Raw genomic sequence first — 13,813 nt, forward strand, 5'->3', positions numbered from 1 at the left:
CGGTCGTCGCGAGAAAGGACACCCATGGTCATCATCGACATCCTGTGGGCACTGGTCGGCGGCACGGTCATCGGAGTCCTGGGCAAGATGCTGGCCCCGGGAGACCGTGACAACATCCCCCTCTGGCTCACCGTCATCTGCGGCGTCGGCGGCGTGCTGATCGGCACGTGGGCCTACACCCGCATCTTCGGCGAGCCCCCACCCGGCTTCGACTGGTGGCGCCACGCGTGGCAGATCGCCACCGCCACCATCCTGGTCATGGTGGCGGCCACGCTGACCAGTCGTCGCGACTGATTCCTCGTCATTGCCGATAGTCCCTAACGCCTCGCATCCCCCAGCCGTGGATGGGATGCGAGGCGTTAGGGACTATCGAGGAGTAAGAAGGGGGCGGGGGCGGTGACGGGGGTGCGGCCACCCGGTCAATCGATGGCATGCTCGAGCCCGAGGGCGTCCTCCTTCTCCAGCTTGCGCACGGTGGTGCGCAGCTCGGTGACGGGCATCCGCCAGATCGCGACCAGCGAGATCACCGCGATCGCGCCGGCCACCATGAAGATGTAGCCGGTGCTGTCGCCGTACGCATGCCGGATGATCGTCAGGAACGGTTCCGGGACCTCGTCGAGGTTCAGGTTGCCCCCACCGGTTGCGTCCTTCGGCACCGGGAGTCCCTCGGCGGCCAGACCGGTGGCGATGTGCTCGCTCACCCGGTTGGTCAGGATCGCACCCAGGACCGCGATGCCGACGGTTCCTCCGAGCGTGCGGAAGAAGCTGACCACGCCGCTCGCCGCCCCGATGTCGCGCACGTCCACGGTGTTCTGCACGACGAGGACCAGGTTCTGCATCAACGTGCCCTGGCCGAGGCCCATCATGATCATGTAGACGCTCAGGTGCCACACCGGCGTGGAGTGGTCCGTCGGTCCCATCAGCATCAGGCCGGCGATCAGCACGACAGTGCCCACGAGCATGTAGGGCTTCCAGGTGCCGGTGCGGGTGATCAGCTGCCCGGAGACGGTCGCGCCGACCATGCTGCCCAGGATCAGTGGCAGCATCAGCAGGCCCGCCTCGGTCGGCGAGAAGCCTTGGGCCACCTGGAAGAACTGGCTGAGGAAGACCGAGGTGCCGAACTGGGCGATGCCGACGGCGATGCTCGCCACGATGGCCAGGATGGTGGTCTTCTCGAGGAGGATCTTCGGCGGGATCAACGGCTCGGGATGACTGCGCTCGACGAAGACCAGCGCCGCAACGGCCAGCACCGCCGGGACCAGGAGGTACGCCGTCTCGCGGGAGGCCCAGTCGTACTCGCGCCCTGCGAACGACACCCACACCAGCGGCAGGCTGGCGGCGACCGCGATCAGCCCTACGCCCCACCAGTCGATGTGGACGTCACGACGCACCGTTTCCAGGTGCAGGAACTTCTGCAGCACGCCGAGACCGGCGAGCGAGATCGGGACGGCGGCCCAGAAGCACCAGCGCCAGCCCGCCGTGTCCACGAGCAGCCCCCCGAGGAGCGGACCGGAGACGGTGGCGACCGCCATCGTCGCGGCCATGTAGCCGCTGTAGCGACCACGCTCGCGGGGCGGGATGATCGAGCCGAGGATGGCCTGCGCGAGGGCCATCAGACCGCCCACACCCAGTCCCTGCAGCGCACGTGCACCGAGCAGCTGGGGTACGTCGTGCGCGAATCCCGCGGCCAGTGAGCCGAGCAGGAAGATCACGCCCGAGACCTGCACCAGCAGCTTCTTGTCGAACAGGTCGGCCAGCTTCGACCAGATCGGGCTGGAGACCGTCATCATCAGCAGGGTGATCGTGACCACCCAGGTGTACTGGGTCTGGTTGCCGTGCAGGTCTCCGATGATCGTCGGCAATGCCGTGCTCACGATCGTCGAGCTGACCATGGCCACGAAGAGCATCGACAGGAGGCCCGCCAGGACCTCCATGATCTCATTCCGGCTCAGGTTCGGCTCGGCACGGACGGACTCGGTGCTCATGCAGGTTCCTTGTCGTTCAACTGGTTCGTGGCCCGAGCGCTGTCGCGCCCCAGGGCTGGTGCGATGTGGTCGGAGATCTCCTCGAGGAGGGCGGCGGCGGCACGCACCTTGGCCTCGTCCCAGTCGGTGAACTGCTCCTGCATCCCGGCCACGTAGGCCTCACGCATCGCGTCGAGGCGCTCCCTTCCGACCGGGGTCAGGGCGATCAGCTCGGCGCGACCGTCCACCGGGTCCCGACGGCGTACGACGAGCTCCTGCTCGCCGAGGGCCACCAGCTGTCGGCTGATCACGGAAGGGCCGACACCCATCACCTCGGCGATCGAGCTCGGCCGACACTCGCCGTGGTGGGAGAGCGTGCGCAGGATCGTGACGTCCGACCGCTTGAGCCCGCCGGGGAGCTGGACCCACAGGGTGGAGGTGGAGCGAATCGTCCGGGTGAACCTGAAGAGGCTGACGGCGAATTCCTCGAAGGCGACGGCGTGGGCCGACGGGTCGCTGACCGTCGAGGATTGGTTGACCATGTCAACCATTACACATCGATTGATTTCATCAAGCAACTATTCACGGCGTGACGTCGACCACCGTCCCCTCCCCGGGGTGTGAGCGCCCCCAAGTGGGTCAGTGCGCCAGGCCGAGGTCCTCCATGCGCATGGCGTGACGTTCGGTGAGCCGGTTGAACATCCGGCCGATCGCGGCCAGGTCCATCCCGGGGCGGTCCACTCCCCCTGCCAGCAGCGCGGAGAGCGCATCGCGCTCAGCGGCAACCCGTTGGGCCTGCGAGAGCGCCTCGCCCATCAGGCGCCGACCCCACAGGGCCAACGGCCCACCGATCCGGTGGTCGGCGGCGATGCCCTCCCGGACCCGCTCGACGACGAACTCGCTGTGGGTGGTGCGCTCGAGGGCTCCCAGGATCAGGTCGCGGGTGTCCACGTCGACGAACGCTGCGATCTCGGCGTAGAAGTCGCGGGCCAGGCCGTCACCGACGTAGGCCTTGACCAGGCCCTCGAGCCAGTTGGACGGGGAGGTGTGCGCGTGGAAGTTGTCGATGGCGGGACGGAACGGCTTCATCGCCTCGAACGGATCCGCGCCCAAGGACTCGAGCCGGGCACGGAGCAGGGTCACGTTCTCGAACTCGGCGGCGGCCATCGTCGCCAACGCCACCTTGTCCTCCAGCGACGGCGCCAGCTTCGCGTCCTCGGCCAGCCGCTCGAAGGCCGAGATCTCGCCATAGGCGATCACGGCGAGCAGGTCGACGACGGCGGCACGGTAGGACGGATCGTCGAAGGCAACGCCCTGCCCGGCGAGGGAACCATCGGTCGGGGATTCAGTCATGGCTGCAGCGTACCGATAGACTGAGGGCGATTGCGTGGCGCGAGCCCGTCTCGAGCCCCTTGCTCGGCACCGCCACCGGAGCCCTCCGGAACAGCAGGTGCCGGCGCATGTGCGCGGCAGATCCACCTCCCGGAGTCGGCCGCACAGACCTACTCACGGAAAAGACTTCACAACTTGACCACCTTCAGAGAACTGGGCGTCCTGCCCGAAATCGCTGACGCCCTCGAACGCGCCGGCATCACCGAGCCCTTCCCGATCCAGGAGATGACGCTCTCCGTCGCCCTGCTCGGCACCGACCTCATCGGACAGGCCCGCACCGGCACCGGCAAGACCCTCGCCTTCGGCATCCCGATCCTCCAGCGCACCGTCGCCTCCCATGACGCCGACTACGCCGAGCTGGCCCAGGGCAAGCCCCAGGCACTCATCGTGGCCCCGACCCGCGAGCTTGCCCTCCAGGTCTCCAACGACCTGCACCTGGCCGGCTCGGACCGCGGCATCCGCGTGCTCACCGTCTACGGAGGCGTGGGCTACGACCCACAGCTCGACGCCCTCAAGTCGGGCGTCGACGTGGTCGTCGGCACCCCCGGCCGCCTCCTCGACCTGGCCAACCGCAAGGCCCTCGACCTGTCGCACGTGAAGTCCGTCGTGCTCGACGAGGCCGACGAGATGCTCGACCTCGGGTTCCTCCCCGACGTCAACAAGCTTCTCGCGATGACCCCCGAGACCCGGCAGACCATGCTGTTCTCGGCCACCATGCCGGCCGCGATCATCGCCCTGGCCCGCACCCACATGCGCCACCCGATGAACATCCGCGCGGAGTCCTCGACCGACGAGCAGACCGTGCCGGCCACCGCCCAGTTCATCTACCAGGCCCACGACCTCGACAAGCCGGAGATCATCGGCCGGGTCCTGCAGGCCGACGACGCCGACAAGGTCATCGTCTTCACCCGCACCAAGCGCCAGTCGCAGCGGATCGCCGACGACCTCACCGAGCGTGGGTTCAACGCCAGCCCCCTCCACGGCGACATGCAGCAGACGTCCCGCGAGAAGGCGATGGCCAAGTTCCGCGAGGACAAGATCAAGGTCCTCGTCGCCACGGACGTCGCCGCTCGCGGCATCGACGTCGCCGGCGTCTCCCACGTCATCAACTACACCTGCCCCGAGGACGACAAGACCTACGTGCACCGCATCGGTCGCACGGGTCGCGCGGGCGCCTCCGGTGTGGCCATCACCTTCGTCGACTGGGCGGACCTGACCCGGTGGAAGGTCATCAACAAGGCCCTCGACCTGCCCTTCGACGAGCCGCAGGAGACCTACTCGACCTCGGAGCACCTCTTCCACGACCAGGGCATCCCGGTGGGCACGAAGGGACGCATCAAGGACCCGGCGCCCGTCGAGCGCAAGCCGGCCGGTCAGGGCCGCGGTGGCGACCGTCGTCGCGGTGAAGGTCGTTCGGGCGGTGGCGACAAGTCCACCGAGGCTCCGCGCCGCAACCGGAACCGGAACCGTCGTCGCACGCGCAACGGCGAGTCCGTCACCTCCAGCGCCAAGCCCGCGTCGAGCACCAGCCAGGGCGACTGACCCAGGACATCGTCAGGTCGGCCCGGACCATCCTGCAGCGCAGGTGGTCCGGGCCGTTCCATGCCACGACGCGTGTCGGAGCCGCGGTGGGCACACGGCGGTCCGTGATGGCACTCCGCCTGAGGTCCTCCACAGCCGGGCCGAGACGCCCTGCCGCAACCGGGGATCAGATCACGACGACAGTGGTGCCGATGGGAGCGAACTCCCACAGCGCCTTGGCGTCGACGGGGCGCTGACGGATGCAGCCGTGCGACCGCGGAGTGCCGAGCTCGTCCGCGGTCTGCACCCGCTGACCGTCGTCGACCGGGATGTCGTGGAAGCCGATCGCCGCGTTCGGTCCGTGGGCGAACCGCACGAACCAGTTCATCGTGCCGGAGTCGTCGATGCCCCACGCCTTCTCGGAGCGGGAGTACACCGCGAACGTGCCGGGGTCGAGGTTGTCGTAGACGCTGCCCGAGACCAGGTAGGTGCGTTCGACGGTGTCGTCCTCGTCGATCAGCCACACGCGTTGGGCAGCCTGGCTGAACACCACGCGCCTGCCCTCGCCCGAATCGGCGGGAGCCTCCGTCGGGTCGACGGGGATGACCGTCGGGTCGGCAACCTGCTTGGCCACCGTCGTTCCCTGCTCGTCAGGCTCGGCACCATCCTTGGCCGAGCCGCCGCCGGTCACCCTGTCCCTGGCTGCGTCGCCCTTGGCCCCCGAGGGAACCGACATCGAGGCGGAGACAGCGGCGGCGTCCTGCCCACCGGTGGGCAGCACCCCGGTCCCACCGAGCACGGCGGTCAGGGTGATCAGGCTCGAGGAGCACACCGCCACGATCCGCCCGTAGCGGGGCCGGATCGACGGGGACCGGTGACGACTCATGCGAGGTCACTTCCTCCGGCGTCGCTCGACCAGGTTCGCGGCGACCTCACGGTAGGCCTGCGCCCCCTTGTTGCTGCGGCTGGTGGCGAGGATCGAGCGGCCAGCGGCCGGTGCCTCCGCGAACTTGATCGTCTTCGGGATCGGCGGCTCGATGACGTCGAGGTCGTAGGTGTCGGAGATCGTCTCGAGGACGGTCCGCGAGTGGTTGGTCCGGCCGTCGAACAGTGTCGGCAGGACACCCCAGACCTTCAGCCTGCGGTTGGTGAACTTGCGGACGTCGTGCACGGTGTCGAGCAGCTGCCCGACGCCACGGTGCGAGAGCGTCTCGCACTGGAGCGGGATCACCACTGCCTGGGCCGCAGTCAGCGCGGCCACGGTGAGGACACCCAGGGACGGCGGACAGTCCAGCAGCACCCAGTCGTAGCCGACTCCGGCTTCCTCGAGGTCCTCGAGAGCACCCTTGATGACGTGCTCGCGGCCGGTGCGGGTCAACAGGTCCGCCTCGGCGCGAGCCAGCTCGATCGTGGCCGGCAGCAGGTCGACACCGTCGTCGGTCTCGATGATGGCCTCGGTCGGGTCGAGCCCCTTGGTCAACACGTGGTGGACCGAGAGCTCGAGGTCCTCGGGGTCGATCCCGAGGGAGAAGGTCAGGCACGCCTGCGGATCGAGGTCGACGAGGAGAACCTTGTGGCCCAGCTCGACGAGGGCCGCACCGAGCGACGCGACGGTCGTGGTCTTGGCGACGCCGCCCTTCTGGTTGGCGATCGCGAGAGTCGTGGAAGTCATCGTGGGCCCATCATGCCTGAAGGACGGTGCGGAACCCCACAGGAGAGGCCGAAGCGGACACGAGTCGCCCACGACGGCCGTCGCCGGCGCGTGCCGGGAGGGTGCCTCGTCAGGGAACGACGAGCTCCGGGGTCCGGCGCCCGGATCGGGCAGCCGCATCGGAGGCCAGGGCGATGAGCCGCTCGAACTGCTCGGGCTCCGTGGTGTTGCACCCGAGCTCGTGGTTCTTTTTCCCGGCCCCGTGGTAGTCACTGGACCCGGTGCGCACCAGTCCGAGGTCGTCGGCGATGGCAGCCAGGTCCCGGCGCGACGCCGCGTCGTGGTCCTGGTGATCCACCTCCAGCCCGACGAGACCGAGCTCGGCGAGCCCCGCAATGTCCTCGGGGCTCATCCCGGCGGGCGCGTGTCGACCCCACGGGTGGGCGAGCACGGCCACCCCACCGGCCTCACCGACGATCCGGATCATCTCCACCAGGGGCGCCGCATACCGGTGCACGTAGGCAGGTCGCCCCGGGCTCAACAGCTCGTCGAAGGCCTGTTCACGGTCACGCACGACACCCCGGTCCACCAGGGCGTCCGCCACGTGGGGGCGGCCGGCGGCCGCAGCATCGCCCGCCACCTGACGTACGTCGTCGACACGGATCGCGATGCCGAGCTCGTTGAGTCGTTCGAGGATCGCGGGGATCCGTGAGTTCCGTCCGTCCAGGACCTTCTGGAGCCCCTCGACGAGCGGCGGGTACGTCGGGTCGGGAAGGTAGCCGAGCAGGTGGACGCCCTGCCCGTTGTGCTTGGTGCTGATCTCCAGCCCCCGCACCAACGTGATCCCCGTCTCCGCGGCAGCGCGGGTGGCCTCGGCCCACCCGTCCGTGGTGTCGTGATCGGTGAGGGCCACCACGTCCAGGCCCTGCGCAGCCGCGAGACGGATCACCTCGTCCGGGGGCTGGGTGCCGTCGCTGACACGTGAATGCGTGTGGAGGTCGATGCGCACGTCGGCAGCCTAGGGCATGCAGGACGAGGCCAGCGCCGACCCGGTCACCACGAGGCGCGCGGTCCTCCGAAGGGCAGCTCGAGCAGCGGTGCGCCCACTCCCGAGACGTCCGCGACCAACCAGTCCTCCCGCAGCAGCAACAGGGCCGAGGCAGGCGTCACGACCAGCCACAACCAGCGCCCGTGCGCCTCCCCGGCCGCCACGGCACGATCCCTGACGGCGTCGTCACCCGACATCGGCAGCAACCACAGGGGAACCACCTGGCCGTCCACGCGCACTCGCATCGAGGGGGCCTCGGCGCCGATCTCCGCCCCGGGGTCGGAGTGCACGGTGCCAGCGCAGCGGGACCCCAGACCCGTCGCCGGCTCCTCGCTGACCATGGTCACCTCGACCGGGCCGTCGAGCGGACTCACCCCGGCCACCGAGGCCACGGTGGCCACCGCCCCGGTGCCGCCCACGACGACGCCGAAGTCGGTCACCTGCCACCCCGAGGCCATCGGCCACGGCAGGTAGGTGGGAAAGCCCCCGGCCCGCCGCAGGTGCTCCCCGAACGAGTCGTACGACGCCTCGGCCGCGCGCCACAGCGGCGGGACGAGGCCGTGCGCGGCGCAGCGCCAACGGGCGTCCGACTCCGCGACCGGAGACGGGCAGCGGGGGCAGCCGGCGTCGAGGACCACGGGTCAACGGTGCGACTGGATCACTGGCTCCGTCAAGAGCGGCCGGGTCGCTCGGTCAGGCGTTCCACCGGAGGACGGCGGGGCACTCCCGCTCGAAGCCGAGCACCGACACCGTCGACGTGTCCAAGCGCAGCAGCCTGCCGTCGGTCGCGGGCAACCCGAGCCAGCGTGCCGCCAGGACCCGCAGCGAGTGACCGTGGGCGAAGGCCAAGGTGCGGCCGGGGACCTCCCGGGCCCTCCGGACGACACGATCCAGCCGGGCAGCGACCTGCGCGGCCGACTCCCCGCCCGGGGACGGGTGCGTCCACACGGTCCATCCCGGCACGCTCTCGCGGATCTCGGGCGTGGTCACGCCCTCGTACTCGCCGTAGGCCCACTCAGCAAGGTCCTCGTCGACCTCGGCATCCGGGAAGCCCGCCAGGGCTGCGGTCCGCCATGCCCGCGTGCGAGGACTGGTCAGGACCTGGTCGAAGGACGTCGCCGCCAGCTGTGGCGCCAAGGCCCTCGCCACCTCCACCCCCGTCTCCGTGAGGTCCAGATCGGTGATGGAGGTGTGCTTGCCGTCGCGGCTCCACTCCGTCTCGCCGTGGCGCACCAACCAGAGCTCGTGCGGTGTCGGATCCGTCTCCTGGTGGCTCATGGGATCACTGTTGCACGCATTCCGGAACCGGTCAGCGCAGGCCGCGTGCGATGCTCACCCTCATGCCCACCGTGCTCACGCCCACGCCCACGCGGGCGCGCCTGTCCGTCGCGTCGGCCTTCCTGGCGCAGGGCATGGTCTTCATCAGCCTGACCACGCGCCTGCCCGTCGTGAAGGAGACGTGGAGCATCGGGGAGGCCGCCCTCAGCCTGCTCCTGCTGATGATGGTGCTCCTGGCCGGCGTGGGCTCCGTCCTGGCCGAGACGCTGGCACGCCGGCGCACCAGCGCCACCGTGCTGCGTGGCGGGTTGCTGCTGGTCGCCGGTGCGGTTCCCGTGGTCGCACTCGCCCCGAGCTTCGCCGTGTTCGTCACCGGGCTCGCGGCCTACGGCGTCGGCCTCGGCGTGGTGGACGCGGCCAGCAACATGCAGGCCGTGGCCGTCGAGCACGCCTACCGTCGGCCGATCCTCCCCTCGTTCCACGGCGCCTGGACGCTCGGTGGCCTGATCGGCTCGATGGTCACGCTGGCCACCGGCGGCCTCGCCCCGGTCGCGGTGGTGGCCGTGGTGCCACTCCTGGCGGCCTTCGCGCCGCTCCTGCCGCGGGTCGGCGATCCGTTGCCCTCCGACGTCGAGGTGCCATGGCGCCCGATCGTGCTGGTGGGGCTGGGCATGGTGCTCTTCTACATGGTCGACACCGCTGCCACCACCTGGGGGCCGACCTACCTCGACACCACCTTCAGCACACCGGAGAGGCTGGTGGCCCTCGCCACGCTGCCCTACCTCGTGGCCACCCTGGTCGTGCGCTTGGCGGGCGACGGACTGGTCGCCCGTTTCGGCCCGGTGCCCGTCCTCCGCGCCGGTGGGCTCGTGGCAGCCGTGTCGCTGGCCGTGGTCGTGACCGCTCCCACGTGGCCGATCTCGGTGCTGGGCTTCACCCTGCTCGGTGCCGGTGTCGCAGTGATCGCCCCCCTCAGCTTTTCCGCGGCGGCTCGCATCGCCGGTGGGGACGAGGTGCCGGATCACCTGCGCCAGGCACGGGTGGACGTGGTGATCGGTCGGTTCAACCAGTTCAACTACGTGGGCGCCCTGCTGGGTGCTGTGCTCACGGGCCTGGTCGGCGCCGACAACCTGCGCATCGGCTTCGCCGTGCCGATGGTGCTGATCCTCGCCATCCTGCCGTTGGCACGGGCCTTCCGCTGAGCCGGAGCCGCTGGACCACGGCCTCCGGTGGCCGTACCGGGGCCGGATGGGTCAGCGGGGCACGAACACCCAGTAGTCCAGGTCGAGGAGTACACCGTCGGCGTACTTGCCCTCGTCGTTGCGCAGGGTCATGGACTCGTCGCGGCCCTTGGTCGCGACCAGGCGCACGCGGACGGCACCGACTCCGGGAGCGGAGGTCTCTGCCTTGTCGAGCACCTCGGACCACGCGTAGACGGTGTCGCCCGCGAACGCCGGCGCGGTGTGGGCACCGGCGTTGACGGCGGCAACGAGCTGGGCATTGGCCAGCCCGTTGAAGGACAGTGCGCGCGCCATCGAGATCACGTGCCCGCCGTAGACCAGACGGGTGCCGTCGGGGCGAGCCTCGGTGTTGAAGTGCACCTTCGCCGTGTTCTGCCAGAGGCGGGTGGCCATCATGTGCTCAGCGTCAGTGAGCGTGACCCCGTCGACGTGGTCGATCTTCTCGCCGACCTCGTAGTCGTCGAACCGGTGCGACTCACCCGCGGCCGCGAAGTCGTAGCTCGTGAAGTCGAGACCCTCGGGGACGACGAGGTCCTCCGGCGCGACCACGTCGGCCAGCTCCGGCACCACGGACTCGGGGGCGGCGGACTCGGGGTCCCGCTTGTGCACCATCACCCAACGCACCCAGTCGAGGGCGATCTCGCCACGCTGGTTGGTCGCCGTCGAGCGGACGTAGACGACGCCCGTCCGGCCGTTGGAGTTCTGCTTGAGACCGATCACCTCGGACGACGTGCGCAGGGTGTCGCCGGTGACCACCGGACGGTGGAAGCGGCACTCGGCGTAGCCGAGGTTGGCCACGGCGTTGAGCGAGATGTCGGGCACGGTCTTGCCGAACGCGATGTGGAAGGCGATCAGGTCCTCGACCGGCGCCGGGGACAGGCCACACCGTGCCGCGAACTCCGCTGAGGACGGCAACGCGAAACGGGTGGGGTAGATGGCGCCGTACAACGCCCGATCCCCGTCGGTCACGGTCCGGGGGGTGGCGTGCTCCAGCACCTGCCCCACGGTGAAGTCCTCGAAGAAGTTGCCCGGGTTGGTCTTGGTCATGGTGTCCTCTCGGCTCCGTGCGCACGCCTGCGAGGTTCTCGAAGGCGTGCCCATGGTGCCGCACTTCACCACCGGGTGGTGACACGTCCCAGCGTGCGGTTCACCACAGCTGGGACCACCGGGCACCCCGGGCTTCACCCCGGGGCCGTCATGACCCGGAGGTCAGGAACCGCCACCACCGGCCTTGCGTCGATGCATCTTGGGACCGCCTCCCTCGACCTCGGACCCGTGCACCTTCTCCCGTGACTCGGCGCGACCGTCGCCCTCCGTGGGGTGGTGCGCGCCGTTCTTGCGCTCGAGGGCTTCGCGCATCTTCGCCTTGAGGTCCGCGTTGGTTTCCCCAGCATCCGTCATGGTGTCTCCTCCGGTGGTCGCTGAGTCACCACCATGGCATCCCCGAGGCCCGGGGCCAAGCGGATATCCGAACTCTTCCCGAGGTGGTTTCCGGCTTCCGGGCGTCAACCTCGAAGCCCGGGGAGCAACTCGTCGTGACGCGTCTGGCCTACCTGGTCGAGGACCTCGAGACCTATGATCGAGTCACCATCGACGGTGGCCGATCCAACCAGACCGGCGTGAGCTGATCGATGCCGTTCCCGAGTCCTGGGAACGGCGGGCCTGACCACCAAGGAGTTGAACTCGATGCACCGACGTGCCCCTGCCGCAACCGCGGCCCTGCTGTCGCTGGCCCTCGTCACCGGATGCGGAGGTGGCTCCGACGACGACGCCAAGGGATCCGAGCCCAGTGAGTCTGCGAGCTCCCCGGCATCTGCTCCGGCACCGGAGGAGAGCGAGACGCCGACCGACACCGACTTCGGCGCACCGGCCAAGGGCCCCCTGGTCAAGGGCGACGGCTACACGTATCGGATGCCTGCCGCGTGGGTCAACAGCACCAAGCAGGCCAAGGCGGTCCAGAAGAGCATCGACTCCGCGGCCGGTGAGGCCACGTTCGACGACGGCTTCAGGGACACCGTCACCGTCAACTTCGACAGGGCCCCGGGGAGCACCCTCGACGACCTCGAGGCGTCGGTCCCGGACCAGCTGTCGGAGCAGGTCAAGAAGCTCGACATGCAGCCCCACGTCATCCTCGAGGGCGTGGAGACCCTCCACTACCGCGGCCTGGTCGTCGACGGCCCCTCGAAGTACTACCTCGAGCAGTTCACCAACCTCGACGACGACTCGAGGATCACCATCATCACCTTCTCCTTCTCCCCCGACCTTCCCAAGGCCAGGCGCGACTCGGTGGTCAACGGTGTCCTGGCGTCATGGAAGTGGACGAGCTGACCCGGTGACGCCGAAGGCCCGCCTCCCTGGGGAGGCGAGCCTTCTGGTCGCAGAGGGGCGAGGGCGTTCAGCCCTTGAGCTTGTAGTCCTTGAGCAGGCTGCGTCCGATGATCATCTTCTGGATGTCGGAGGTGCCTTCACCGATGAGCATGAACTTGACCTCACGCATCAGGCGCTCGATCTCGTACTCCTTCGAGTAGCCGTAGCCGCCGTGGATGCGGAAGGAGTCCTCGACGACCTCGTTCGCGTACTCGGAGGCCACCATCTTGGCCATCCCCGCCTCGACGTCCATCCGTCGGCCGGTGTCCTTGAGACGGGCAGCGCGAACCATCATGGTGTGTGCGGTCTCGACCTTGGTGGCCATGTCGGCGAGGCGGAAGAGCACGGCCTGGTGGTCGGCGATGACCTTGCCGAAGGTCTTGCGCTGCTGGGCGTAGGCGATGCCGAGCTCGAAGCCCCGCCAGGCCAGGCCGCAGGCACGGGCCGCGACGTTGACACGGCCGACCTCGACGCCGTCCATCATCTGGAAGAAGCCCTTGCCCGGGTCTCCGCCAAGGATCTGGTCGGCGGCGATCTGGTGGCCCTCGAGGATCAGCTCGGTGGTCTCGACCCCCTTGTAGCCCATCTTCTCGAGCTTGCCCGGGACCGTGACTCCCTGGGCGGTCTCGCCGAAGCCGGCTTCCTTCTCCACCAGGAACGTGGTCATGTTCTTGTAGACGCTGTCCGCGCCCTCGTCGGTCTTGGTCAGCAGGGCCACCAGCGTCGACGTGCCGCCGTTGGTCAGCCACATCTTCTGGCCGGTGATCGAGTATTCGAGCGGTGCGTCGTCCTGCCCCGTCTTCGTCACTGTCGCCTTGGTGGAGACCGCGGAGACGTCGGAGCCGAGACTCGGCTCGGACATCGAGAATGCGCCGCGCACCTCGCCGGTCGCCATTCTCGGCAGGTACTTCTGCTTCTGCTCCTCGGTGCCGTGGTTCATCAGCAGGTAGGCCACGATGAAGTGGGTGTTGATGACACCCGACACGCTCATCCAGCCACGAGCGATCTCCTCGACGACCAGTGCGTAGGTCAGCAGGGACTCACCCAGGCCGCCGAACTCCTCGGGGATCGTCAGGCCGAAGATGCCGAGCTCCTTGAGGCCCTCGATGATCTCGGTCGGATACTCGTCGGCGTGCTCGAGCTCCTGGGCAACCGGGATGATCTTCGCGTCGACGAACTGGCGAACCGTCTTGAGAATCTCTTCCTGGATGTCGGTGAGGTTCTCGGTCTCGCAGAGCCGTCCCATGTGCGTTGTTCCTTTCGGCAGGCGTCAGCAGACGCCCTGTTGGATCCCCGTGTGCAGCCATTGACGTGGCCAGGTCGCGTGAAGGACCCGTCCGGGGCCATGAAT

General features: G+C 69.0%; 15 protein-coding genes. 4 read left to right on the plus strand and 11 right to left on the minus strand.

What is annotated here, in order from left to right:
* Nucleotides 1-24 precede the first annotated feature (24 nt).
* Nucleotides 25-294, plus strand: coding sequence for a hypothetical protein (locus ncot_RS14305; RefSeq protein ID WP_168618211.1), 270 nt, complete (start codon nucleotides 25-27; stop codon nucleotides 292-294).
* A gap of 125 nt (nucleotides 295-419) precedes the next feature.
* Here the strand turns inward: ncot_RS14305 and ncot_RS14310 are convergent, their stop codons facing one another.
* The 3 genes from ncot_RS14310 to ncot_RS14320 form a co-directional block, all read right to left on the minus strand.
* Nucleotides 420-1,985 carry an MDR family MFS transporter gene (locus ncot_RS14310; protein WP_168618212.1) on the minus strand — a complete coding sequence of 522 codons (1,566 nt, stop codon included), beginning with the start codon at nucleotides 1,983-1,985 and terminating at the stop codon, nucleotides 420-422.
* Complete coding sequence (locus tag ncot_RS14315) at nucleotides 1,982-2,506, minus strand: MarR family winged helix-turn-helix transcriptional regulator (protein WP_168618213.1); 525 nt, start codon at nucleotides 2,504-2,506, stop codon at nucleotides 1,982-1,984. Before ncot_RS14315 ends, ncot_RS14310 begins: the two co-directional genes overlap by 4 nt.
* Before the next feature lie 97 nt (nucleotides 2,507-2,603).
* Complete coding sequence (locus ncot_RS14320; protein WP_168618214.1) at nucleotides 2,604-3,317, minus strand: ferritin-like fold-containing protein; 714 nt, start codon at nucleotides 3,315-3,317, stop codon at nucleotides 2,604-2,606.
* A 174-nt stretch (nucleotides 3,318-3,491) separates the two neighbouring features.
* Between ncot_RS14320 and ncot_RS14325 the strand changes: the two genes are divergently transcribed.
* Entirely contained in the window at nucleotides 3,492-4,898 is a 1,407-nt protein-coding gene (locus ncot_RS14325) for a DEAD/DEAH box helicase (protein ID WP_206064983.1), read from the plus strand.
* A gap of 166 nt (nucleotides 4,899-5,064) precedes the next feature.
* On the opposite strand, the gene ncot_RS14330 is transcribed toward ncot_RS14325, so the two are convergent.
* The 5 genes from ncot_RS14330 to ncot_RS14350 all read right to left on the minus strand — a co-directional run bounded on the left by ncot_RS14330 (nucleotide 5,065) and on the right by ncot_RS14350 (nucleotide 8,854).
* A complete protein-coding gene (locus ncot_RS14330; protein ID WP_168618215.1) occupies nucleotides 5,065-5,763 on the minus strand; it encodes a L,D-transpeptidase in 699 nt (232 codons plus the stop codon).
* A gap of 6 nt (nucleotides 5,764-5,769) precedes the next feature.
* Entirely contained in the window at nucleotides 5,770-6,549 is a 780-nt protein-coding gene (locus ncot_RS14335; protein ID WP_168618216.1) for a ParA family protein, read from the minus strand.
* Nucleotides 6,550-6,658: 109 nt separating this feature from the next.
* Nucleotides 6,659-7,537 (minus strand): PHP domain-containing protein, encoded by an 879-nt coding sequence (locus ncot_RS14340; protein ID WP_168618217.1) that lies wholly within the window; start codon nucleotides 7,535-7,537, stop codon nucleotides 6,659-6,661.
* A 44-nt stretch (nucleotides 7,538-7,581) separates the two neighbouring features.
* A complete protein-coding gene (locus tag ncot_RS14345) occupies nucleotides 7,582-8,214 on the minus strand; it encodes a DUF6758 family protein (protein WP_240937915.1) in 633 nt (210 codons plus the stop codon).
* Nucleotides 8,215-8,269: 55 nt separating this feature from the next.
* Nucleotides 8,270-8,854, minus strand: a complete 585-nt coding sequence (locus ncot_RS14350; RefSeq protein WP_168618218.1) for a histidine phosphatase family protein — start codon at nucleotides 8,852-8,854, stop codon at nucleotides 8,270-8,272.
* Nucleotides 8,855-8,916: 62 nt separating this feature from the next.
* Here ncot_RS14350 and ncot_RS14355 point away from each other — a divergent pair, with 62 nt between their 5' ends.
* Nucleotides 8,917-10,056, plus strand: a complete 1,140-nt coding sequence (locus tag ncot_RS14355) for an MFS transporter (protein WP_168618219.1) — start codon at nucleotides 8,917-8,919, stop codon at nucleotides 10,054-10,056.
* A 51-nt stretch (nucleotides 10,057-10,107) separates the two neighbouring features.
* On the opposite strand, the gene ncot_RS14360 is transcribed toward ncot_RS14355, so the two are convergent.
* Both ncot_RS14360 and ncot_RS14365 read right to left on the minus strand, forming a co-directional pair.
* Nucleotides 10,108-11,142: a MaoC family dehydratase gene (locus ncot_RS14360; protein WP_168618220.1), complete on the minus strand. Its 1,035-nt coding sequence runs from the start codon at nucleotides 11,140-11,142 to the stop codon at nucleotides 10,108-10,110.
* A 162-nt stretch (nucleotides 11,143-11,304) separates the two neighbouring features.
* Nucleotides 11,305-11,496 (minus strand): DUF5302 domain-containing protein, encoded by a 192-nt coding sequence (locus ncot_RS14365; RefSeq protein ID WP_168618221.1) that lies wholly within the window; start codon nucleotides 11,494-11,496, stop codon nucleotides 11,305-11,307.
* Between the two features lie 285 nt (nucleotides 11,497-11,781).
* Here ncot_RS14365 and ncot_RS14370 point away from each other — a divergent pair, with 285 nt between their 5' ends.
* On the plus strand, nucleotides 11,782-12,423 hold the full coding sequence (locus tag ncot_RS14370; protein ID WP_168618222.1) for a hypothetical protein: 642 nt from the start codon (nucleotides 11,782-11,784) through the stop codon (nucleotides 12,421-12,423).
* Nucleotides 12,424-12,490: 67 nt separating this feature from the next.
* On the opposite strand, the gene ncot_RS14375 is transcribed toward ncot_RS14370, so the two are convergent.
* The gene (locus ncot_RS14375) at nucleotides 12,491-13,708 is read right to left on the minus strand and encodes an acyl-CoA dehydrogenase family protein (RefSeq protein ID WP_168618223.1); all 1,218 of its coding nucleotides are present in this window, start codon (nucleotides 13,706-13,708) and stop codon (nucleotides 12,491-12,493) included.
* Nucleotides 13,709-13,813 lie beyond the last annotated feature (105 nt).

This window comes from Nocardioides sp. JQ2195 (assembly GCF_012272695.1).
Classification (GTDB): Bacteria; Actinomycetota; Actinomycetes; order Propionibacteriales; family Nocardioidaceae; genus Nocardioides.